The organism is Enterobacter huaxiensis, assembly GCF_003594935.2.
Lineage (GTDB): Bacteria > Pseudomonadota > Gammaproteobacteria > Enterobacterales > Enterobacteriaceae > Enterobacter > Enterobacter huaxiensis.
The window spans coordinates 457,358-480,791 of the sequence record NZ_CP043342.1 but is presented as its reverse complement, the minus strand read 5'-3'; the positions used below and the strand labels follow the sequence as shown (position 1 = coordinate 480,791).

The 23,434-nt window shown below is 54.1% G+C and carries 21 protein-coding genes; 16 read left to right on the top strand and 5 right to left on the bottom strand.

All coding sequences use genetic code 11. The annotated features are described in order from the left end of the window. Window positions 1-5: 5 nt before the first annotated feature. The 4 genes from mreD to csrD form a co-directional block, all read right to left on the bottom strand. Window positions 6-494, bottom strand: coding sequence for a rod shape-determining protein MreD (mreD, locus tag D5067_RS02360; protein WP_119936775.1), 489 nt, complete (start codon window positions 492-494; stop codon window positions 6-8). Beyond that, window positions 494-1,498 carry a rod shape-determining protein MreC gene (mreC, locus tag D5067_RS02355; protein ID WP_119936774.1) on the bottom strand — a complete coding sequence of 335 codons (1,005 nt, stop codon included), beginning with the start codon at window positions 1,496-1,498 and terminating at the stop codon, window positions 494-496. The genes mreD and mreC overlap by 1 nt, the downstream gene beginning before the upstream one ends. 62 nt (window positions 1,499-1,560) lie before the next feature. Beyond that, window positions 1,561-2,604, bottom strand: a complete 1,044-nt coding sequence (mreB, locus tag D5067_RS02350) for a rod shape-determining protein MreB (protein ID WP_000913396.1) — start codon at window positions 2,602-2,604, stop codon at window positions 1,561-1,563. A gap of 281 nt (window positions 2,605-2,885) precedes the next feature. Next, window positions 2,886-4,826 (bottom strand): RNase E specificity factor CsrD, encoded by a 1,941-nt coding sequence (gene csrD / locus D5067_RS02345; RefSeq protein WP_119936773.1) that lies wholly within the window; start codon window positions 4,824-4,826, stop codon window positions 2,886-2,888. A gap of 183 nt (window positions 4,827-5,009) precedes the next feature. Here csrD and acuI point away from each other — a divergent pair, with 183 nt between their 5' ends. The 14 genes from acuI (at window position 5,010) to D5067_RS02275 (ending at window position 17,940) form a co-directional block, all read left to right on the top strand. Continuing rightward, entirely contained in the window at window positions 5,010-5,984 is a 975-nt protein-coding gene (acuI, locus tag D5067_RS02340) for an acrylyl-CoA reductase (NADPH) (protein WP_119936772.1), read from the top strand. Window positions 5,985-6,061: 77 nt separating this feature from the next. Continuing rightward, window positions 6,062-7,063: a protein-methionine-sulfoxide reductase catalytic subunit MsrP gene (gene msrP, locus D5067_RS02335; protein WP_119936771.1), complete on the top strand. Its 1,002-nt coding sequence runs from the start codon at window positions 6,062-6,064 to the stop codon at window positions 7,061-7,063. Continuing rightward, window positions 7,064-7,663: a protein-methionine-sulfoxide reductase heme-binding subunit MsrQ gene (gene msrQ / locus D5067_RS02330; protein ID WP_119936770.1), complete on the top strand. Its 600-nt coding sequence runs from the start codon at window positions 7,064-7,066 to the stop codon at window positions 7,661-7,663. It begins immediately after the preceding gene. 233 nt (window positions 7,664-7,896) lie between these two features. Beyond that, window positions 7,897-8,349: a type II 3-dehydroquinate dehydratase gene (gene aroQ / locus D5067_RS02325; RefSeq protein ID WP_119936769.1), complete on the top strand. Its 453-nt coding sequence runs from the start codon at window positions 7,897-7,899 to the stop codon at window positions 8,347-8,349. A gap of 21 nt (window positions 8,350-8,370) precedes the next feature. Next, window positions 8,371-8,835: an acetyl-CoA carboxylase biotin carboxyl carrier protein gene (gene accB, locus D5067_RS02320; protein WP_119936768.1), complete on the top strand. Its 465-nt coding sequence runs from the start codon at window positions 8,371-8,373 to the stop codon at window positions 8,833-8,835. A 10-nt stretch (window positions 8,836-8,845) separates the two neighbouring features. Further along, window positions 8,846-10,195: an acetyl-CoA carboxylase biotin carboxylase subunit gene (gene accC / locus D5067_RS02315; protein ID WP_119936767.1), complete on the top strand. Its 1,350-nt coding sequence runs from the start codon at window positions 8,846-8,848 to the stop codon at window positions 10,193-10,195. Between the two features lie 107 nt (window positions 10,196-10,302). After that, window positions 10,303-10,545: a YhdT family protein gene (locus D5067_RS02310; protein ID WP_119936766.1), complete on the top strand. Its 243-nt coding sequence runs from the start codon at window positions 10,303-10,305 to the stop codon at window positions 10,543-10,545. After that, window positions 10,535-11,986 carry a sodium/pantothenate symporter gene (panF, locus tag D5067_RS02305; RefSeq protein WP_119936765.1) on the top strand — a complete coding sequence of 484 codons (1,452 nt, stop codon included), beginning with the start codon at window positions 10,535-10,537 and terminating at the stop codon, window positions 11,984-11,986. Before D5067_RS02310 ends, panF begins: the two co-directional genes overlap by 11 nt. A gap of 11 nt (window positions 11,987-11,997) precedes the next feature. Then, window positions 11,998-12,879: a 50S ribosomal protein L11 methyltransferase gene (prmA, locus tag D5067_RS02300; protein ID WP_119936764.1), complete on the top strand. Its 882-nt coding sequence runs from the start codon at window positions 11,998-12,000 to the stop codon at window positions 12,877-12,879. Window positions 12,880-13,016: 137 nt separating this feature from the next. Continuing rightward, window positions 13,017-13,757, top strand: a complete 741-nt coding sequence (locus D5067_RS02295) for a carbonic anhydrase (protein ID WP_119936763.1) — start codon at window positions 13,017-13,019, stop codon at window positions 13,755-13,757. Window positions 13,758-14,087: 330 nt separating this feature from the next. Then, a complete protein-coding gene (gene dusB, locus D5067_RS02290; RefSeq protein WP_119936762.1) occupies window positions 14,088-15,053 on the top strand; it encodes a tRNA dihydrouridine synthase DusB in 966 nt (321 codons plus the stop codon). Between the two features lie 23 nt (window positions 15,054-15,076). Further along, window positions 15,077-15,373, top strand: a complete 297-nt coding sequence (fis, locus tag D5067_RS02285; RefSeq protein WP_000462905.1) for a DNA-binding transcriptional regulator Fis — start codon at window positions 15,077-15,079, stop codon at window positions 15,371-15,373. Window positions 15,374-15,551: 178 nt separating this feature from the next. Then, a complete protein-coding gene (locus D5067_RS02280; RefSeq protein ID WP_119936761.1) occupies window positions 15,552-15,716 on the top strand; it encodes a DUF2556 family protein in 165 nt (54 codons plus the stop codon). A gap of 139 nt (window positions 15,717-15,855) precedes the next feature. Beyond that, window positions 15,856-17,940, top strand: a complete 2,085-nt coding sequence (locus D5067_RS02275; protein WP_119936760.1) for a putative bifunctional diguanylate cyclase/phosphodiesterase — start codon at window positions 15,856-15,858, stop codon at window positions 17,938-17,940. Here D5067_RS02275 and envR read toward each other — a convergent pair. Then, complete coding sequence (envR, locus tag D5067_RS02270) at window positions 17,935-18,582, bottom strand: acrEF/envCD operon transcriptional regulator (protein WP_119936759.1); 648 nt, start codon at window positions 18,580-18,582, stop codon at window positions 17,935-17,937. The two genes, D5067_RS02275 and envR, sit on opposite strands and share 6 nt — an antisense overlap. Window positions 18,583-18,978: 396 nt before the next feature. On the opposite strand from envR, the gene D5067_RS02265 reads away from it, so the two are divergent. Together D5067_RS02265 and D5067_RS02260 are read left to right on the top strand one after the other, a co-directional pair. After that, the gene (locus D5067_RS02265; protein WP_119936758.1) at window positions 18,979-20,118 is read left to right on the top strand and encodes an efflux RND transporter periplasmic adaptor subunit; all 1,140 of its coding nucleotides are present in this window, start codon (window positions 18,979-18,981) and stop codon (window positions 20,116-20,118) included. 11 nt (window positions 20,119-20,129) lie between these two features. Next, a complete protein-coding gene (locus D5067_RS02260; protein WP_119936757.1) occupies window positions 20,130-23,243 on the top strand; it encodes an efflux RND transporter permease subunit in 3,114 nt (1,037 codons plus the stop codon). Window positions 23,244-23,434: the final 191 nt, after the last annotated feature.

Here is a 23,434-nt window from a genome sequence, read left to right as displayed (position 1 = left end):
ACCTTTTACTGCACGGCAAACTGCTGGCGGATTTTACGCATCAGCAGGAACAGCCATGGCCAGAGCACACCGTTAACTACACTACTCCAGAACACTTCCGGTCGGAAAGAGACGTTGATCACTAAAAACTCTGCCCAGAAAACAACGATATCCGCAGCAAGCGACAACAACATCACCACCAGCGCCTGTTGCCAGAGCGCGAGGTTACGAAAGAGCTGGAATTTGAGTGCGACGAGATACGCAATAATGCTCATAGATAAGGCGCGCACGCCAAGCGTAGAGCCACTAATGAGATCCAGTATGGCACCCATCACAAAACCTGTGCCGACATTTACGCGGTGCGGCAGGGCAAGGATCCAGTAGAGTAAAATGAGCAACACCCAGTTTGGCCGGAAAACGAGAAGATCGTCCGGCCAGGGCATGATTTGCAGCAACAGTGCGATGAGGAACGAGAGCCAGATAACCCAGCGTCCCTGGCTACGATAACTTGCCACTACTGCCCCCCACTGGAGACTTTAGGGGGTGGCGGTGCATCCGTTATGCCCGTCGCAGGCGCGGGTACAGGTGCCGGCGGCCCCATTGCATCTGGCGCAGGGAGAACCTGCGGCATCATCTGCATCAGACGCTCATTCGCCACGCGATGTACCTCTTCAGGCGTCATCGGGTTGGTGCCGTTACGATCGGCCCCCCACAGCAGCAGCAGGTAGCGCAGACGCTGTAAACCGGCCGTTGGGCGCGCCTGGATAACGGTATAAGCACGCTGCGTATCGAGCTTCACAGAGGAAACTACACCGACCGGATAGCCTTCAGGGAAGCGCCCTCCCAGACCGGACGTGACCAGCACGTCGCCCACGCGGATGTCCGTGTTGGCCGGCAGGTGTTCCAGCTGCAGATCGTCCGTGCAGCCATTACCGGCGGCAATGACGCGAATATCGTTACGCAGCACCTGAATCGGCAGCGCGTGGGTGGCGTCACAAATCAGCAGCACGCGGCTGGTCAGTTTGGCAACCGCCACGACCTGGCCGACAACACCTTTGTCACTGATGACAGGCTGGCCTTCGTACACACCGTTGACGCTGCCTTTGTCGATCACCACCTGATCGCTGTACGGATCGTTGACGGTGGAGATCACCTGGGTGACCATTTTCTGTTCATCCTGGCGCAGCGGTGAGCCAAGCAGCTCGCGCAGACGCGCGTTTTCCTGCTTGTATTGCCCCAGCATCAGCAGCTCGCTGTTTTTCAGCAGCAGCTCCTGGCGTAACGCCCGGTTTTCAAGTTCGAGTTGATCGCGTGAAGACAGCGTTTGCGAAACAGAGTCAAGCAGTTCACGGGGACCATTTGATACAAAGTAGAAAGGACTGACGGCGGTATCCATGTACGTTCTGATCTGGCTGAACGTACCGAGGCGGCTATCGGCAATAATGACCCCAAGCGCCACCAGGACCGCCAGAATAAGGCGAAACTGTAGCGATGGGCCACGGCTAAAAATTGGCTTCATAGGCTATGCGTATTCTCGCGTCAGAGAGAAAGGGTAGCGAATCGCTACCCTCTCAAACCCGACTACTCTTCGCTGAACAAGTCGCCGCCGTGCATGTCGATCATTTCCAGCGCCTTGCCACCACCACGGGCGACGCAAGTCAGTGGATCTTCTGCAACTACGACAGGAATACCTGTCTCTTCCATTAACAGGCGGTCGAGGTTACGCAGCAGCGCACCACCACCGGTCAGAACCATACCGCGCTCGGAGATGTCGGACGCCAGTTCTGGTGGGCACTGTTCCAGCGCAACCATCACCGCGCTCACGATACCGGTCAGCGGCTCTTGCAGCGCTTCCAGGATTTCGTTGGAGTTCAGGGTAAAGCCACGCGGAACGCCTTCTGCCAGGTTACGGCCGCGAACTTCGATCTCGCGAACTTCATCACCCGGGTAGGCTGAACCGATTTCGTGCTTAATACGCTCTGCGGTGGCTTCACCGATCAGAGAGCCGTAGTTACGGCGCACATAATTAATGATGGCTTCGTCGAAACGGTCGCCGCCGATACGCACGGAGGAGGAGTACACCACGCCGTTCAGGGAGATAACGGCCACTTCAGTGGTACCACCACCAATATCAACCACCATAGAACCGGTTGCTTCAGAGACTGGCAGGCCAGCACCGATTGCCGCAGCCATAGGTTCTTCAATCAGGAATACTTCACGCGCACCTGCGCCCTGAGCGGATTCACGGATTGCACGACGTTCAACCTGCGTTGCACCAACCGGTACACACACCAGAACGCGTGGGCTTGGACGCATGAAGCTGTTGCTGTGAACCTGCTTGATGAAGTGCTGAAGCATTTTTTCAGTCACGAAGAAGTCAGCGATAACGCCGTCTTTCATCGGGCGGATCGCGGCGATGTTACCTGGGGTACGGCCCAGCATCTGCTTCGCATCATGACCGACTGCCGCTACGCTTTTTGGCGAGCCCGCACGGTCTTGACGAATGGCCACAACGGAAGGCTCATTCAGTACGATGCCTTGTCCTTTTACATAAATAAGGGTATTCGCGGTACCCAGGTCAATGGACAGGTCATTTGAAAACATGCCACGAAATTTTTTCAACATACTAAGGGATAATCCTGAAAGCTGGGGCGGAAAACAAAATCCGCTTACTTTACCAACCACACGCATCAGCGACAAGGCGCAAAAATCGTCTGCTACGGTGAAAATTTGTGCAGTACGTTTCCTTTGTTACAAATTCGCCCCCGGAGTCCCTCGGGGCTGAGTAAACAGTAGCGTTCCTCACTTTCATTTGTAACCCGTTAAAGGGCGTTCACTGGCTTTTTGCTCGTCATACTCAAAGCTACAGGCGCGATATTCTACGTGAAAACAAATTAAACGGCAGGTCAAACAGAGTATCTTTGCAAATATTTTTTCACATTGGTGTCAAGCGGCTGAGAGGAGGCAAAAAAATCGCCCTGACCGCCCGCCACACCGCGCTCTGTCAACATCTGCCATTCGCTTCGCGAGCGTACGCCCGTGGCAAATACTTGCGTCTGTGTTCCTTTACACGCTTCCACCAGGCTCTGGACCAGCAGCTGGTTTTCGGTGCGTTTTTCGATGTTCCTTACCAGCCCTGGATGTAACTTCAGTAGTTCGACATCCAGCTCCTTGATCCAGCTGGTACTGACCAACGTCAGCCCCGCCTGCGTCACCGCCACGCGAGACCCAAGCGCATTGATTAAACGCACCACAGGACGCAACCGGCTGATGTGTTGACCCACATCTGCCTCAGCAAGTTCAAAAATAATATGTTTTCGTTGCGATTTTTCGCATTGCATTAAGGTATCGCGCAGCCAGCGTTGGAAACGCGGGCGAATTAACGACTCCACGGTGACCTGTAATGCGAGGTTCTCTTCAGGCCAGAAAGATAAAAAGGGGATCAGTCGGGTAATTTGCTGGCGGTCATACTCTTCGGAGAGCCCAAATTGCAGGACCATCGGCAGGTATTCAGCAGAAATAACCTCTTCGGTACCGTCAAAAATACGGCACATCAGCTCGCGGTGGTGTACATGGCCATTTTTCTGGACCGCCGGTTTTTGGTAAATACGCGGTCCACCACGGCTAAGCATTTGCTCAATCAAAGTACGCCAGCGTACGTTTCCGCGCCCTTTTTCCGGCAGAGAATCGTCATAGACCGCCCAGCCGTTCGCCCCCTGCAACACGGCATTGCGTGTTGCCGCCTCGGCGTGTTCCATCACCTGCTCCGTCGACTGGCCGCCGCGCCAGGCACAGATCCCCATATGCACCATGTCGTCTCTGTCGAGCATTTTGCTTTGCGGCAGCGAATCAACGGCCTTCAGCAGCTGGCTGGCAATACTTTCCGCTTCCTTCAGCGTGCGGTGAGGCAGAAGCACGGCAAAGTCGCTCCGGTGATAACGCGCCAGCAGCGAACCGGGATAGCGCATAATAAAGGTGGAGAGCAGGTTGATGAGCGTGAAGAGGTTCTCTTCCGCCACGCGTCGGCCCCAGGTGTCGCGCAGCAGATCGAAATCAGGGAGGCGGATCATCATAACCACGCCGTGCGTTCCCACCTTTTCAGGATCGTCCAGCAGCGTTGCCAGCTGGTTATCAAAGAACAGCCGGTTGTTCAGACCCGTTTTGTTATCCTGCGCCGCGTAGGAACGGATCAGGGTATCCATGCGGCTACGCTGCTCGCTGGCGAACTGAATTTCAGAGAGCAACGTGTCCAGCGCGCTACTGGTTCGCGTTGGCCATTCGTAAACCGAACCGCGCACCTGCGGACCGCGCTCTCCGTTAAGTATCCGCACCGAACGCGTTTCCAGCAGCTCCTGGCCGGAGAGCTGACGACGCAGCCAGCGGACGGCAAGAAAGATCAGCACAACGATAAAAGCAACGGCCACGGTGAGCGGCGCGGTGGTCATTAAGGAGCGGAAATAGTTGGCCATGGGATCCAGATAGACCATCCTGATCGTCATGCCTGGGTTCTTAAGCGAATGAACCGTCACTTCGCGATACTGGCTTACCGTTCCGGCAGGTCGATAGCTTCCCTGACGAACGTGGCTGAACACCTCGTGCGGACCCTGCATGATGTCGATTCGAACAAGGTCAACGGGCACCATCAGCTCATCCAGCTCCCTCGACAGCGACGGAAATGAGTTAGTCACCAGGCGAGTATCGATAACGGATGCAACGGACTGGACCCGATTGACCAGCTTGTCCTGAATGGCATTATAAAAACTCAGGGAGCAGCCAATCAGGGTGACAAAGATGGTTAACCCCGTCAGCAAAGTGATAAAAGCCGAGAACTTCGTCGTTAATCGCATCCTTGAGATTACTCCGTGGGTTGATGGGGTAGCAAGTAAGTACTAACTTGCATTTTAGATGCGGCATACTACCAAACCTGGTGTATCTGGCAATTTATTGCGTTAAATCGGCATTGCGTTTCACTGAGCGAGTATAGTCTTCAGAAATTATTTTCCAATCATCAGACCTAGTGAGGACCCTGTATGCAGGCTTTGATCTTAGAACAGCAGGACGGCAACACGCTTGCCTCAGTACAAGCCCTTGAGCCGGGCCGCCTGCCGGAAGGCGAAGTAACCGTCGACGTTGACTGGTCCAGCCTTAACTATAAGGATGCGCTTGCCATTACGGGCAAAGGTAAAATTATCCGAAATTTCCCAATGGTGCCGGGTATCGACTTCGCGGGCCGCGTGCATACGAGCGAAGATCCGCGCTTCCACGCTGGGCAAGAGGTGCTGCTTACCGGCTGGGGAGTGGGTGAAAATCACTGGGGCGGTTTGGCTTCTCAGGCTCGAGTAAAAGGGGACTGGCTGGTGCCCATGCCAAAAGGCATGGATGGCCGCAAAGCGATGATTGTCGGCACCGCGGGCTTTACCGCCATGCTGTGCGTAATGGCGCTGGAAGATGCCGGCGTTCGCCCTGAATCCGGTGAGATCGTTGTGACCGGCGCCAGCGGTGGCGTGGGCAGTACGGCCGTCACCCTGCTGCACAAGCTGGGGTATCAGGTGGCGGCGGTAACGGGCCGTGAAAGCACCCATGACTACCTGCGTCAGCTGGGCGCTAACCGCATTCTTGGCCGCGACGAGTTCGCAGAGACGCGTCCGCTGGAAAAACAGCTCTGGGCCGGTGCGGTAGATACGGTCGGTGACAAAGTGCTGGCGAAAGTGCTGGCGCAGATGAACTACGGCGGCTGCGTGGCGGCCTGCGGCCTGGCGGGCGGGTTTGCTCTGCCAACAACCGTCATGCCATTTATTCTGCGCAACGTTCGCCTGCAGGGTGTGGATTCGGTCATGACGCCTGCCGCCCGCCGCGCGGAGGCATGGGAGCGTCTGGTGCGCGACCTGCCGGAATCGTTCTACACGCAGAGCGCAACGGAGATCGCGCTCGGCCAGGCCCCCGAATATGCCAGCAAAATCATGAACAACCAGTTCCACGGCCGTGCGCTGGTGAAAATTGCGTAATCTTCAAATTTTCGTGACATATTCGCGCTAACCCGTCTCCTCCGTCATGCTTAGAAAAACGCCTGACGGAGGATGCCATGAAAACCCGAAAACTGACGGAAGCCGACGTAACGTCTGAATCTGTCTTTATGTTACAGCGCCGCCAGATCCTGAAAATGCTTGGCATCAGCGCCACCGCACTGACGCTTTCCCCTGCGGCTCATGCCGACCTGCTTGACTGGTTTAAAGGGAACGACCGTCCGAAAGCCCCTTCCGGCGCACCGCTCACCTTCACGAAGCCTGCCGAATGGCAAAATAAACTGGCGCTGACCCCGGAAGATAAAGTCACCGGTTATAACAACTTCTACGAATTTGGCCTGGATAAGGCCGATCCCGCCGCGAACGCCGGCAGCATGAAAACCGATCCGTGGACGCTGAAAATTGACGGCGAGGTGGCAAAACCCCTCACGCTGGATCACCACGACCTCACCACCCGCTTCCCGCTGGAAGAGCGTATCTATCGCATGCGCTGCGTGGAGGCATGGTCGATGGTTGTGCCCTGGGTCGGCTTCCCGCTGCACAAGCTGCTGGCGCTGGTTGAACCCACCAGCAACGCCAAATACGTCTCCTTCCAGACGCGCTACGCCCCGGACGAGATGCCGGGCCAGAAGGATCGGTTCATCGGCGGCGGGCTTGAGTATCCTTATGTCGAAGGGCTACGCCTCGACGAAGCCATGCATCCGCTCACCCTGCTGACCGTTGGGGTTTACGGCAAAGCGCTTCCGCCGCAAAACGGCGCGCCCATCCGCCTGACCGTACCGTGGAAATACGGCTTTAAGGGGATTAAATCTATCGTCAGCATTAAGCTCACCCGCGAACGTCCACCGACCACCTGGAACCTGGCTGCCCCCGACGAGTACGGTTTTTTTGCCAACGTGAACCCGCACGTTGACCATCCGCGCTGGTCACAGGCTACCGAGCGTTTCATCGGCTCCGGCGGCGCGCTGGATGTGAAGCGTCAGCCAACCCTGCTGTTTAACGGCTACGCGGATGAGGTGGCTTCTCTCTATCGTGGGCTGAATTTACGGGAGAATTTCTAAGTGCGTTTAACCGCAAAGCAGATAACCTGGCTGAAAGTGCTGCTGCATCTGGCCGGGTTGCTTCCTCTGGTGTGGCTGTTCTGGGCAGTGAGTCACGGTGCCTTCAGCGCTGACCCGGCAAAAGATATCCAACACTTTACCGGTCGGATGGCTCTGAAATTTTTGCTGGCCACCTTGCTGATTTCGCCGCTGGCGCGCTACGCTAAACAGCCGTTATTGATACGCACCCGTCGGCTCTTGGGGCTATGGTGTTTTGCATGGGCAACGATACACTTGACCAGCTACGCGCTGCTTGAGTTGGGTATTAACAATCTGGCATTGCTAGGGCGGGAACTGGTTACGCGCCCTTACCTCACGTTGGGCATCGTGAGCTGGCTGATTCTGCTGGCTCTCGCAGTGACATCAACGCAATATGCACAGCGAAAGCTGGGCAGGCGCTGGCAACTTTTACACAACTTCGTCTATCTTGTCGCGATCCTCGCCCCTATTCACTACCTGTGGTCAGTGAAGATATTATCACCGCAACCCGTCATCTACGCGCTGCTGGCTTTGGTGCTTTTAGCATGGCGTTACAAGAAGTTCCGCCAGTGGTTGCGATAGTTCGCGAAACTGTGCGTTTTCCCGCAGAATACTTATCAACCGCGAATCTTTTTCCGATAGCGGTTGATAATCTTCCCTGATAAGACCAGTATTTAGCTGCCAAATGCTACGAAATCGTTATAATGTGCGACTTTGGTTTTCCTGATGGAGTTTTCGGACTCTGATTAGGTGACAATCGCGCATCGAAGGTATATTTTGTTTTTTACCGGAGAATCGCAGGAGATAGCGGCACAATGGCTGATAAATACCAGATCTTAGTTTTGAACGGACCGAACCTCAACATGCTCGGAACCCGTGAGCCAGAGAAGTACGGCTCGCTCACATTGAGTGAAATTGTTAACCGTCTTGAAACGGAAGCAGCGTCGCTGAACGTCGATTTGGATCATTTTCAGTCAAACGCGGAGTACGCAATCATCGACCGTATTCATCAGGCTAAAGACAATGTGGACTATATCCTGATCAATCCGGCCGCGTTTACGCACACCAGTGTCGCTATTCGCGACGCACTGCTCGCGGTGAGTATCCCGTTTATCGAGATCCACCTGAGCAACGTGCACGCCCGTGAGCCGTTCCGCCACCATTCCTACCTGTCGGATATCGCCGCCGGTGTTATCTGCGGACTGGGTGCGGACGGTTATTCATACGCTTTACAGACAGCGGTAAAACGCTTGTCACAATCACACTAAACAAGAGTACGGAACCCACTCATGGATATTCGTAAGATTAAAAAACTGATCGAGCTGGTTGAAGAATCAGGCATCTCCGAACTGGAAATTTCTGAAGGCGAAGAGTCTGTACGCATCAGCCGTGCAGCCCCAGCCGCTAGCTTCCCGGTAATGCAGCAAGCTTATGCTACGCCAATGATGCAGCAGCCTGCGCTTGCCGCTGCCGTTGCACCTGCAGCAGAAGCCGCACCAGCCGCAGCCGCAGAAATCAGTGGTCACATCGTACGTTCCCCAATGGTTGGTACTTTCTACCGCACCCCGAGCCCGGAGGCGAAAGCCTTCATCGAAGTGGGTCAGAAAGTCAATGTAGGCGATACCCTGTGCATCGTTGAAGCCATGAAAATGATGAACCAGATCGAAGCAGACAAGTCAGGTACTGTAAAAGCGATTCTGGTCGAAAGTGGTCAGCCGGTAGAATTTGACGAGCCGCTGGTCGTCATCGAGTAACGAGGCGAACATGCTGGATAAAATTGTTATCGCCAACCGAGGCGAGATTGCACTGCGTATTCTTCGTGCCTGTAAAGAGCTGGGCATCAAGACCGTGGCTGTGCACTCAAGCGCGGATCGCGATTTAAAACACGTATTGCTGGCGGATGAGACGGTCTGTATTGGCCCGGCTCCGTCCGTAAAAAGCTATCTGAACATCCCGGCTATCATCAGCGCCGCTGAAATCACTGGCGCGGTGGCAATTCATCCGGGTTACGGCTTCCTCTCTGAGAACGCCAACTTTGCTGAGCAGGTTGAACGCTCTGGCTTTATCTTCATCGGCCCGAAAGCTGACACTATCCGCCTGATGGGCGACAAAGTGTCTGCAATCACCGCAATGAAGAAAGCCGGTGTACCAACCGTACCCGGCTCTGACGGCCCTCTGACCGACGATATGGATGCTAACCGCGCTCATGCTAAACGCATTGGCTACCCGGTTATCATCAAAGCGTCCGGCGGCGGCGGCGGTCGCGGTATGCGCGTTGTGCGCAGCGATGCTGAACTGGCTCAGTCCATCTCCATGACCAAAGCTGAAGCGAAAGCCGCCTTCAGCAATGACATGGTGTACATGGAAAAATACCTGGAAAACCCACGCCACATCGAAATTCAGGTGCTGGCTGACGGTCAGGGTAACGCGATCTATCTGGCAGAACGTGACTGCTCCATGCAGCGACGTCACCAGAAAGTTGTCGAAGAAGCGCCAGCGCCGGGCATTACCCCGGAACTGCGTCGCTACATCGGCGAGCGTTGCTCCAAAGCGTGCGTCGATATCGGCTATCGCGGTGCAGGTACCTTTGAGTTCCTGTTCGAAAACGGCGAGTTCTATTTCATTGAGATGAACACCCGTATTCAGGTTGAACACCCTGTGACCGAAATGATCACCGGCGTTGACCTGATTAAAGAACAGCTGCGTATTGCAGCCGGTCAACCTCTGTCCATCAAGCAGGAAGAAGTTGTGGTTAAAGGCCATGCGGTAGAATGCCGTATTAACGCCGAAGACCCGAACACCTTCCTGCCAAGCCCGGGTAAAATCACGCGTTTCCACGCGCCGGGTGGCTTTGGTGTGCGTTGGGAGTCTCATATCTACGCCGGTTACACCGTACCGCCGTACTATGACTCAATGATCGGTAAGCTTATCTGCTACGGCGAAAACCGTGACGTGGCGATTGCCCGCATGAAGAACGCCCTGCAGGAGCTGATCATCGACGGTATCAAAACCAACGTTGACCTGCAGATGCGTATCATGAGCGACGAGCACTTCCAGAATGGTGGAACTAACATCCACTACCTTGAGAAGAAACTCGGCATGTACGAGAAGTAAGACTGCTGCAACGTTAGAAGGCCGGGTAACCGGCCTTTTTTATTTCTGGGGATCGCCAGGCCCCATCATGTACAATCCCCGCTTTCTTCATCCACAAGGGACAAAAAATGGACAAGCGTTTTGTTCAGGCCCATAAAGAAGCGCGCTGGGCGCTGTGGCTGACCCTTCTCTATCTTGCTGCATGGTTAGTAACTGCTTACTTACCTGATTCCGCTATTGGCATCACCGGCCTGCCGCACTGGTTTGAAATGGCGTGCCTGCTCGTGCCGCTGGTGTTTATTGTACTGTGCTGGGCGATGGTGAAGTTCATTTATCGCGATATCCCGCTGGAGGACGATGATGCAGCTTGAAGTCATTCTGCCCCTGATTGCTTACCTGCTCGTCGTGTTCGGCCTCTCGGTGTATGCCATGCGCAAAAGAACGACCGGCACCTTCCTGAACGAGTATTTCCTCGGCAGCCGCTCAATGGGCGGAGTCGTGCTGGCCATGACGCTGACTGCCACCTACATCAGCGCCAGCTCGTTTATCGGCGGACCCGGTGCCGCCTATAAATACGGGTTAGGCTGGGTGCTGCTGGCGATGATTCAGCTTCCTGCCGTCTGGCTCTCACTGGGCATTCTGGGTAAAAAATTCGCTATCCTGGCACGTCGCTATAATGCCGTCACGCTTAATGACATGCTGTTTGCGCGCTATCAGAGCCGTCTGCTGGTCTGGCTGGCAAGCTTAAGCCTGCTGGTGGCCTTTATCGGTGCGATGACGGTGCAGTTTATCGGCGGCGCGCGTTTGCTGGAGACGGCTGCGGGTATTCCCTACGAGACGGGTCTTATCATCTTCGGGGTAAGTATCGCGCTCTATACCGCCTTTGGCGGATTCCGCGCCAGCGTGCTGAACGATACGATGCAGGGCATGGTCATGCTCATAGGAACTATCGTCCTGCTGGTGGGTATCGTGCATGCTGCAGGTGGCCTGAGCCATGCTGTTGAAACGCTTGAGGCGATCGATCCGAAACTGGTCTCTCCGCAGGGGGCCGACGATATCCTTTCTCCGACATTCATGACCTCGTTCTGGGTACTGGTGTGCTTTGGGGTGATTGGCCTACCGCATACCGCCGTGCGCTGTATCTCATATAAAGACAGCAAGGCGGTGCATAAGGGCATCATCATTGGCACCATTGTGGTAGCCATCCTGATGTTCGGCATGCACCTGGCAGGGGCGTTAGGACGCGCGGTGATCCCCGACCTGACGGTTCCCGATTTAGTCATCCCAACATTGATGGTCAAAGTGCTTCCTCCCTTTGCCGCCGGGATATTCCTTGCCGCACCGATGGCGGCCATCATGTCGACGATTAACGCCCAGCTGCTGCAAAGTTCCGCTACGATCATTAAAGATCTCTACCTGAACCTGCGTCCTGAGCAGGTGGAAAATGAACGGCGTCTGAAGCGTATGTCGGCCGCGATCACCCTGGTATTAGGGGCGCTGCTGCTGTTGGCCGCGTGGCGTCCGCCGGAAATGATTATCTGGCTGAATTTGCTTGCCTTTGGTGGCCTGGAAGCCGTGTTCCTGTGGCCGCTGGTGCTGGGCCTCTACTGGGAGCGGGCCAATGCTGCGGGCGCGCTAAGCGGCATGATTGTCGGCGGCGTGCTTTACGCGGTACTGGCAACCTTCAAGATCCAGTACCTGGGCTTTCACCCGATTGTGCCTTCGTTACTGCTAAGTTTACTGGCGTTTGTGGTTGGGAACCGTTTCGGTCAGCCCGTCTCACAGCCCGCTACGATTTCTACTGATAAATAAAGAGTTTTGCCATGCCGTGGATCCAATTAAAACTGAACACAACCGGCGCTAACGCCGAAGAGCTGAGTGATGCGCTGATGGAGGCCGGCTCGGTCTCAATCACCTTCCAGGACACGCATGACACGCCGGTCTTTGAGCCGCTGCCGGGCGAGACGCGCCTGTGGGGTGATACCGACGTTATCGGCCTGTTCGATGCAGAAACCGACATGAAAGAGGTGGTCGCGATTCTGGAAAATCATCCCCTGCTGGGCGCGGGTTTCGTGCATAAAATCGAACAGCTGGAAGACAAAGACTGGGAACGCGAGTGGATGGACAACTTCCACCCAATGCAGTTTGGCAAGCGTCTGTGGATTTGCCCGAGCTGGCGCGACGTGCCGGATGCAAATGCGGTCAACGTGATGCTCGATCCGGGCCTGGCATTCGGGACCGGCACCCACCCGACGACCTCGCTTTGCCTGCAATGGCTGGATGGCCTGGATCTGGAAGGCAAAACCGTAATCGACTTCGGATGCGGATCCGGGATCCTCGCGATTGCGGCGCTGAAGCTGGGCGCGGCGAAAGCCATCGGGATCGATATCGATCCGCAGGCGATCCAGGCCAGCCGCGATAACGCAGAACGCAATGGCGTCTCCGATCGTCTGGAGCTGTATCTGCCTGATGCGCAGCCAGAGGCCATGAAAGCCGACGTGGTTGTCGCAAACATTCTGGCAGGCCCATTACGTGAACTGGCGCCGTTAATCAGCGTGCTGCCCGTTGAGGGCGGTCTGCTTGGTCTTTCGGGTATTCTTGCCAGCCAGGCCGACAGCGTTTGCGAAGCCTACGCCGATCTCTTCGCGCTCGACCCTGTGGTTGAGAAAGAAGAGTGGTGCCGTATTACCGGGCGTAAAAACTAAGCATCTGGCGTGGTCATCTGACCACGCCTTTCTCCTTTCGATAATCCTCACGCCTTTCGCCTGTCTCCGGTAAAATAACCACACAAATCATATGTGTAATTTGTGATTTGAATAATAAAATTCACAGGAAGAATATTATGAAACACGTTTCTGGCAAGGCAGCGCTGCTGGCGCTGAGCATGGTCTCGACTTCCGCTTTTGCATCACACTGGAGCTACGAAGGAGAAGGCGCACCAGAGCACTGGGGCGAACTGGATGAAGCCTACAGGACCTGTCAAAGCGGGATGAACCAGTCTCCCATTGACATTGAGTCTACCGCTAAGGCCCATCTTTCCCCGCTGCAAACCCATTACAGCGAAGGCCCCATTACGCTGACAAACAACGGCCATACCATCCAGGCAAGCGAGAAGGCGGAAACCCGCGATAACATCACCCTCGATAATCAAACCTGGACCTTACAGCAGTTCCATTTCCACGCCCCAAGTGAAAACACGATACACGGTAAGAAATTCGCCATGGAAATGCACCTGGTGCATAAAAACGCTAACGGCGAACTGGCGGTGGTTGCCGTGATGTTTGATAAAGGGGCGGCCAACGCTGAACTGGAAAAGCTGTGGGGCGTGATGCCCGGCCAGGTTGACCAGAACATCAGCATTAAGCCAAACCTCGATATGAATCAGCTCCTGCCCAAAAATAAAACCTACTGGCGCTTTAGCGGCTCGCTGACTACCCCGCCGTGCTCAGAAGGGGTAACTTGGATTGTCCTTAAGCACCCGCTGACAATCTCTGCGGAGCAGTTAGAAAAATTCACCCACACCATGCATCACGATAATAACCGTCCGGTACAGTCACTTCATGGCCGCGTCGTCGTTGAATAACGCCTGATTTTTACGCTGAAATCATGTTCTAAAATGCGACGCAGATCGCACAGAAGCGGGATAATCTGCTGCTAAAAACAGCAGATAATCCCGATTACGCGATGCATTTATTCAGAAATGATGAGAAGTTACGGGAAATTGTAAGCGTCCATAAAATAACCATTTTAATATAACTTAATGATTTAAATGGTTAATAATTTTCCCCGAAAAGTCTTAGCGGCGGTTCATTGATCTACAACAGTGGATTGTTCAAAGTTTGGCCTTTCATCTCGTGCAAAAAATGCGTAATATACGCCGCCTTGCAGTCACAGTATGGTCATTTCTTAACTCATGCGCATCGGACACCACCAGCTCAGAAATCGCCTGATCGCAGCCCCAATGGCAGGTATTACCGACCGGCCGTTCAGGACGCTGTGCTACGAGATGGGAGCAGGTTTAACCGTATCCGAGATGATGTCGTCTAACCCGCAGGTCTGGGAAAGCGACAAGTCCCGTTTGCGGATGGTGCACGTTGATGAACCAGGTATTCGTACCGTGCAAATTGCCGGAAGCGTGCCTGAAGAGATGGCAGACGCCGCGCGTATTAACGTGGAAAGTGGCGCCCAAATTATTGATATCAATATGGGTTGCCCGGCCAAAAAAGTGAATCGCAAGCTTGCAGGTTCAGCCCTTCTGCAATACCCCGACCAGGTGAAGTCAATCCTGACGGCGGTTGTCAGCGCAGTGGACGTTCCTGTTACGTTGAAGATTCGCACGGGTTGGTCGCCGGAACACCGTAACTGTGTAGAGATTGCCCAACTGGCCGAAGACTGTGGCATTCAGGCCCTGACCATACATGGACGCACTCGCGCCTGTTTGTTCAACGGCAACGCTGAATACGACAGCATTCGGGAAGTTAAGCAGAAAGTTTCCATTCCGATTATCGCGAATGGCGACATTACTGACCCGCTTAAAGCCAGAGCTGTGCTCGACTATACGGGAGCTGATGCTCTGATGATAGGACGTGCCGCTCAGGGAAGACCCTGGATCTTTCGGGAAATCCAGCATTATCTGGACACTGGGGAGCTGCTTGCCCCCCTGCCACTGGCAGAGGTTAAGCGCTTGCTTTGTTCGCATGTTCGGGAATTGCATGACCACTACGGTCAGGCAAAAGGGTACCGAATTGCGCGTAAACACGTATCCTGGTATCTCCAGGAGCACGCTCCAAATGACCAGTTTCGGCGCACATTCAACGCCATAGAGGATGCCAGCGTACAGCTGGAGGCGTTGGAGGCATACTTCGAAAATCTTGCGTAATGAAATAAAGAGCTGACAGAACTATGTTCGAACAACGCGTAAATTCTGACGTACTGACCGTTTCCACCGTTAACTCCCAGGATCAGGTGACTCAAAAGCCCCTGCGTGACTCGGTTAAACAAGCACTGAAGAACTATTTTGCTCAACTGAACGGTCAGGATGTTAATGACCTGTATGAGCTGGTACTGGCTGAAGTTGAACAGCCACTGTTGGACATGGTGATGCAATACACCCGCGGTAACCAAACCCGCGCTGCGCTGATGATGGGTATCAACCGTGGTACTCTGCGTAAGAAATTGAAAAAATACGGCATGAACTGATTTCGATTAGCGAAATGTTGTTTAAAAAGGCGCGAACCGGCATGGGGAAGCGCCTTTTTTATTGCCCTCGCCCACAACCGTCAACGCTTTGTAAACCTTCGCGTCTCCCGCTTTTAAAGCGCTACTTTTCGTGTATATTTCCAGCACATTACAGGCCCTCTACTCCCGGAATGACACTATGATTCGTAAATACTGGTGGCTGGTTGTCTTTGCTATCTCAGTTTTCATCTTCGATGCGCTGCTGATGCAGTGGATTGAACTGATGAGCACCGAAACCGATAAGTGTCGCAATATGAATTCCGTCAACCCGTTAAAACTCGTCAATTGCTCGGCTCTCGATTGAGCCGCTAACGTCGCAGAAAACCCCGCTATCACCCATTAAAAACAGGGATTTAAATGCCTTTTAGTCGTTATCTTACGATGATACTGTCACGCCCTTCCAAACCGCTCTTGCGTTACTTCACACTCGAGTTGAACAGACCATGCTGGTTAGCCAATACAACCAAATCCTCGTAGTCATCTCTTTTGTTGTCGCCATCCTTGCGTCCTATACGGCACTGAATATGGCTGGTCGCGTTGCCGGAAGTCAGGGCGTCGCGGCGCGCGTCTGGCTGGCGGGTGGCGGTGTCGCGATGGGAATTGGCGTGTGGGCCATGCACTTCATCGGCATGCTGGCGATGGATCTCTCCATGGGCATGAGCTACAACGCCGCCCTGACGGTGTTCTCCATGGTCATCGCTATCAGTTCATCGATGTTCGCACTGTGGCTCGTGAGCGGCGAGCAGCTTCGTTTGCGCCGCCTGCTGCCCGGTTCACTGGTAATGGGAATGGGCATCGTCGCGATGCATTACACCGGTATGGCCGCGCTGGAAGTCACGCCCGGTATCGTATGGGACAAGACCTGGGTGGCTATTTCGGTGGCGATCGCCCTTGCAGCGTCCCTGGCCGCCCTGTGGCTGACGTTCCGTTTACGCCACGAAGCCGCACAGGTTGCGCTGATGCGCCTCGGTGCCGCCATCACTATGGGGATTGCCATCGCCGGGATGCACTACGCTGGCATGAAGGCCGCCCTGTTCCCGATGTCGACAATGGTCCATCACCACGGCATTAACGGGAGTTGGCTGGCGGTGCTGGTGAGCGTCGTGGCGCTCTCTATTCTGGGCATCTCGCTTCTGGTCTCCATGCTGGAAGCCCGCCTTCAGGCGCGAACCTCTTTGCTGGCCTCCTCTCTGGCGGAAGCTAACCGTGAGCTGGCTCAGCTGGCGCTGCATGACACGCTGACGCGCCTGCCCAACCGCATTCTGCTCGAGGACCGGCTCGATCAGGCCATCAGCAAAGCGGACCGTGAAGGTAACCCCTTTGCGCTGATGTTTATGGATCTGGACGGCTTTAAGGCCATCAATGATGCCTACGGCCACGACATCGGCGATAAGCTGCTGGTCGAGGTGACTCAGCGTCTGCTGCTGCCGCTGAAAGGCCAGTACACGCTTGCCCGTATCGGCGGGGATGAGTTCGTCCTGCTTGCCGAAACCGACGGCCCGGATGATGCGGCCTCGCTGGCCAACGCGCTGGTGCGCGCCATTGATAACCCGTTCAGCCTGGATCCCTATGAGCTGGTCGTGACGCTCAGCATCGGGATTGCCCTCTACCCGCACGACGGAAAGAGCGATCGCGAACTGATGTTTAACGCCGATGCGGCGATGTACCACACGAAGCATATGGGGCGAAACGGCTATCACTTCTTCCAGCCGTCGATGAACACGCTCGCACAGACGCACCTTCAGCTTATGAATGACCTGTGGCTGGCAATCGATCGCGATGAGTTTCGCCTGCTCTATCAGCCCAAATTCCACGCCCCGGCAGGGCCGGTGCTCGGATTTGAAGCCCTGATTCGCTGGCAACATCCAAAACAAGGTTTGCTGGCACCGGACATTTTTCTGCCGCTGGCAGAAAAGACCGGGCTGATTATTCCCATTGGCAACTGGGTCATCAACGAAGCCTGCCGTCAGCTGCGCGAGTGGCATCTTCAGGGCCATCAGGACTGGTCAATGGCGGTAAACCTGTCGACGCTTCAGTTTGAGCAGCCCTCGCTAGTTAAGACGGTTCTCGACTGTCTGGCTCACCATCACGTCCCGCCTGAAATGCTGATCCTGGAAGTCACGGAAACGACGGCAATGAGCAATCCGGATGAAAGCGTGCGGGTGCTCACGGAGCTGACGGATGCGGGAGTGAAAGCGTCGATTGACGATTTTGGTACCGGATATTCAAGCCTGCTCTATCTCAAACGGTTACCGGCGTGCGAGTTAAAAATCGATCGTGCTTTCGTGAAAGAGCTAAGCGGAGAAAGCGAAGATGCCACCATTGTTTCCGCGATTGTCGCGCTGGCAAAAACGCTGAACCTGAAGGTGGTGGCGGAAGGCGTTGAAACCGAGGCTCAGCAGGAATTTCTGACCGAGCTTGGTTGTAACACGCTTCAGGGTTATCTGTTGGGGAAACCCGTTACGGCACAAACCATAGCAGAACGTTGCGAGCGCGGGGACCTGCTTCCGCCCCGGCACTCATCATGAAGCAGTGTCATAAATGACGGGCGGCACGCGCGTGATATGCAGTGTCGCCATAATATTATCCACCAGCGCAGGAGCCTGCTGGTAAAGATTAAAACTGTCGCTATTCATTAACCAGTTTTTAATTATTCTGCTAAAAAAACCATGAAATACGATCGCTGCCAGATCAATATTAACCTCAGGGGAGATGATATTGCGCGCAATACATTCCCCCAGCGTATTGCTAAGATTTTCGTAATTAAAACCAATACGTTTTCTAATTTCACACTCTGAAATCATATCGCTATTAAATTCACATTTATGATACAAAATTTGTAGAAGCGCACACTGACGAGGATCGTGAGCAATATACTGCAGGCCAGTGATAAATTGCTCACGAAGTTTTAACAAAGGATCATGACTTTCTGATAGTGACAGCCTCTCCGCGATAATGTCGCGTAACGGTAGCTGCTGTTCCCAAATGGCATTAAATATTTCCGCCTTGCTGGAAAAGTGCCAGTAAACCGCCCCGCGCGTCACCCGTGCGGCATCGGCAATATCCGTCAGCGTCGTGTTGGCCACACCGCGCGTAGCAAACTGCCCGATTGCCGCGTCGATCAACAGCTGTCGGGTCTTTTCAGCGTCTTCTTTCTTTTTACGCGCCATGGTTGCTACTCGTTACTCATACGGTTAATGCACTATCAAGAGATAAAGTCGGATGCTTGTACAGTTAAGTATTAACCAGAAAAAGATTTACTTTTGCACAAAAAAAGTCAATTCCATGAATTCATAAATACGGCGAATGAATTTTAATAACTCATTCATCACCTATATAAATAATCAAATCAAACATCATTTATCTCATTACTTTGGCATAAGTGTATCGCCGAATACACCGGGTTGAATTCTGATTTTTTTGCAAAGGGTCGCGCCTTCGCACTTATAAATTAAAAAACATTAAATACCCTCATTATTATACGCAGCTACATTTTTATTTATTGCCCCTACCCCTCTCATCGATTAACGGCACTTTTCGGTTAACGGGTAGTTAAAGGAACAGTGATGACGAACCATTTCAGACTTTTACCCTTATCCGGTTTTATTGTCTGCGCCCTGCTGCTCGCCGGGTGCGATGGGCAGGAAAATCAACCCCAGCAGGCGCAGGCTCCTCAGGTTAGCGTTCACCTGGTCAAAAGCGCTCCGCTGGCGGTAACCACTGAGCTGCCGGGCAGAACCGACGCTTTTCGCGTCGCTGAAGTTCGCCCTCAGGTAAGCGGTATCGTTATGCGTCGTAACTTTGCCGAAGGCAGCGATGTGAAAGCGGGTGAGTCTCTTTACCAAATCGATCCTGCCACCTATCAGGCGGCCTATGACAGTGCAAAAGGCGAACTGGCAAAAGCGCAGGCTGCAGCCAATATTGCTCGCCTGACGGTGAAGCGCTATCTCCCGCTGGTCGGCACGCAGTACGTTAGCAAACAGGAGTACGATCAGGCGGTCGCAACGGCACAGCAGGCCGACGCCAGCGTCGTTGCCGCGCAGGCCAGCGTTGAAAGCGCGCGAATCAATCTTGCCTATACCAGGGTGACATCGCCGATCGACGGCCGTATCGGCAAATCCAGCGTCACAGAAGGGGCGCTCGTCACGAATGGGCAATCTACGGCGCTGGCTACCGTACAGCAGCTCGACCCAATTTATGTCGACGTTACGCAGTCCAGCAGTGATTTCATGCGCCTGAAACAGACCAGCCTGCAAAAAGGCGATGGCACACGTTCCGTTGAGCTATTGATGGAAAATGGCCAACCCTATCCCCTGAAAGGCACCCTGCAGTTCTCTGATGTCACGGTTGATGAAAGTACCGGCTCAATTACGCTGCGCGCTATTTTCCCCAATCCTCAACATATGCTTCTGCCGGGTATGTTTGTCCGCGCACGTATTGATGAAGGCACTCAGCCGGATGCCATTCTGATACCGCAGCAGGGCGTGACCCGCACACCGCGCGGTGATGCAACCGTACTGGTGGTGAACGATAAAAACCAGGTGGAGACGCGCACTGTCGTAGCGCCACAGGCAATTGGCGACCGTTGGTTGGTGACGGAAGGGCTGAAAAATGGCGATCGCGTCATTGTGAGTGGCTTACAAAAAGTTCGCCCCGGCGTCTCCGTTGTGGCGACACCTGATACCGCCGCTACTCCAGCCAGTTAAGGGACGACTACATGGCTAATTTCTTTATTCAACGGCCGGTGTTCGCCTGGGTACTCGCCATTATTTTAATGATTGCGGGTGGGCTGGCTATTTTAAAACTGCCTGTCGCACAGTACCCGACCATCGCACCTCCTGCGGTGGCCGTCACCGCAACCTACCCTGGCGCTGACGCACAGACGGTTCAGGATACCGTGACGCAGGTTATCGAACAGAACATGAACGGTATCGATAACCTGATGTACATGTCCTCCACCAGCGATTCTGCCGGTAACGTGACCATCACCCTGACGTTCGAGTCGGGCACCGATCCTGATATTGCTCAGGTTCAGGTTCAGAACAAACTTCAGCTTGCGATGCCATTACTGCCGCAAGAAGTGCAGCAGCAGGGCATTGGCGTTGAGAAATCCAGCAGCAGCTTCCTGTTGGTAGCGGGCTTTGTTTCTGATAACAAAAACCTCACTCAGGATGATATCTCGGACTACGTCGCCTCAAACGTAAAAGACGCGATTAGCCGAACCTCTGGAGTGGGTGATGTTCAGCTGTTTGGCGCGCAGTATGCGATGCGCATCTGGCTGGACAGCAACGCGATGAATAAATACCAGCTCACACCGCTGGATGTGATTAACCAGCTGAAAACGCAGAACGATCAAATTGCTGCGGGCCAGCTGGGCGGATCGCCGTCTGTGCCGGGACAACAGCTAAACGCCTCTATTATTGCCCAGACACGGCTGAAGTCGCCGGACGAGTTTGGCCGGGTGACGCTGAAGGTGAATCAGGATGGTTCAATGGTGCATCTGAAGGATGTGGCACGCATTGAGCTGGGTGGTGAAAACTACAACATGGTCACCAAAATCAACGGTCAGGCCGCAACGGGACTCGGGATCAAGCTGGCAACAGGGGCAAATGCGCTGGATACGGCGTCAGCTATCAAGAGCAAGCTGGCGCAGCTACAGCCGTTCTTCCCCCAGGGACTGAAGGTTGTTTACCCCTACGACACAACGCCATTTGTGAAGATCTCCATCCACGAAGTGGTGAAAACGCTGTTTGAAGCGATCGTCCTCGTCTTCCTGGTGATGTACCTGTTCCTGCAAAACCTGCGGGCTACCCTGATCCCCACAATCGCCGTGCCGGTTGTGCTGCTGGGGACCTTTGCCGTACTGGCGGCTTTTGGCTTCTCCATCAACACCCTCACGATGTTCGGGATGGTGCTGGCGATAGGGCTGCTGGTCGATGATGCCATTGTGGTGGTCGAAAACGTCGAACGCGTGATGGTTGAGGATAAGCTGCCGCCAAAAGAGGCAACGCAGAAATCCATGGAGCAGATCCAGGGCGCACTGGTGGGTATTGCCATGGTGCTGTCGGCAGTGTTCATTCCCATGGCATTTTTCGGCGGGTCTACGGGGGCTATCTATCGTCAGTTCTCGCTAACCATTGTCTCCGCGATGGCGCTGTCCGTGCTGGTTGCGTTGATCCTCACCCCTGCACTTTGCGCCACATTGCTCAAACCCGCTTCAACCGAGCATCATGAAAAGAAAGGGGGATTCTTTGGCTGGTTTAACGCCCTCTTTGATAAAAGCGTGGAACATTACAGTAACAGCGTAAGCGGGATTTTACGTAAAACGGGGCGTTATCTGCTGGTCTACGTCATCATCGTAGGGGGGATGGCCGTTCTCTTCCTGCGCTTACCCACCTCGTTCCTGCCGGAAGAAGACCAGGGCGTGTTTATGACGATGGTCCAGCTCCCTGCAGGCGCAACGCAGATGCGGACTCAGCAGGTGCTCGATCAGGTTCAGGATTACTATCTGACTAAGGAGAAGGCGAACGTTGAATCCGTCTTTACGGTTAACGGATTTAGCTTTAGCGGACAGGGACAAAACTCGGGTATTGCCTTCGTGAGCCTGAAGCCCTGGGAAGAGCGTCCGGGTAAGGAAAATGGCGTCGGAGCGATCGTTAGCCGTGCGACAAGCGCCTTTAGCCGAATCAAAGATGGTCTTGTTTTCCCGTTCAACTTACCCGCTATTATCGAGCTCGGCACCGCTACAGGCTTCGACTTTGAGCTGATTGATCAGGCAAACCTGGGACACACGCAGCTGACCCAGGCACGTAACCAGCTTCTCGGCATGGTAAAACAGCATCCTGATCTGCTGGTACGCGTGCGTCCTAACGGCCTGGAAGACACGCCTCAGTTTAAGCTGGATGTCGATCAGGAGAAGGCGCAGGCGTTAGGTATTAGCCTCTCTGATGTTAACCAGACGGTGTCGACTGCGTTAGGTGGCACCTATGTAAATGACTTTATCGACCATGGGCGAGTGAAAAAAGTTTACGTGCAAGCCGATGCACGCTTCCGCATGTTGCCCGGTGATATTAATAACCTCTATGTGCGCAGTGCAAACGGCGAGATGGTACCGTTCTCTGCCTTCAGCAGTTCCCACTGGGTGTATGGCTCACCGCGTCTGGAACGCTACAACGGGATGCCGTCAATGGAGATCCTCGGCGAGTCTGCGCCGGGTAAAAGTACCGGTGAAGCCATGGTGATGATGGAAAGCCTGGCGTCGAAACTGCCTTCTGGCATCGGCTACGACTGGACGGGAATGTCATATCAGGAACGCCTTTCTGGAAACCAGGCACCTGCGCTGTACGCCATTTCTTTGATAGTGGTGTTCCTGTGCCTGGCGGCCCTTTATGAAAGCTGGTCTATTCCCTTCTCAGTTATGCTGGTGGTGCCGTTAGGCGTGATCGGTGCGCTGCTCGCAGCATCGCTGCGCGGGCTGAACAATGATGTTTACTTCCAGGTGGGTCTGCTCACCACGATCGGTTTGTCAGCCAAAAACGCCATTCTGATTGTTGAGTTTGCTAAAGATCTTATGGATAAAGAGGGCAAGGGCATTATCGAAGCCACGCTGGAAGCCTCGCGGATGCGTCTGCGCCCTATCCTGATGACGTCTCTTGCGTTTATTCTTGGCGTCATGCCACTGGTCATTAGCAGCGGTGCGGGTAGTGGCGCACAAAATGCGGTCGGGACGGGCGTAATGGGCGGAATGCTATCCGCTACCCTGCTGGCTATTTTCTTCGTGCCTGTTTTCTTTGTGGTTGTCCGACGACGGTTTACAAGCCATAAGGATTAATCGTTAGCTAAAAGGGCGCCTCAGGTGCCTTTTTATTTAACGCAAAAAAATCATATAAAAAATGTCCCAGCTCCATACTTTCTCCACGCATTTATTCGGCTAACGCTTTTTCTCCATGATTTTTACAATCTACATAATTTGAGATTATTCCCCCTGCAACGTGGGCTTATGCCGGTGGTAAAATAGCCATC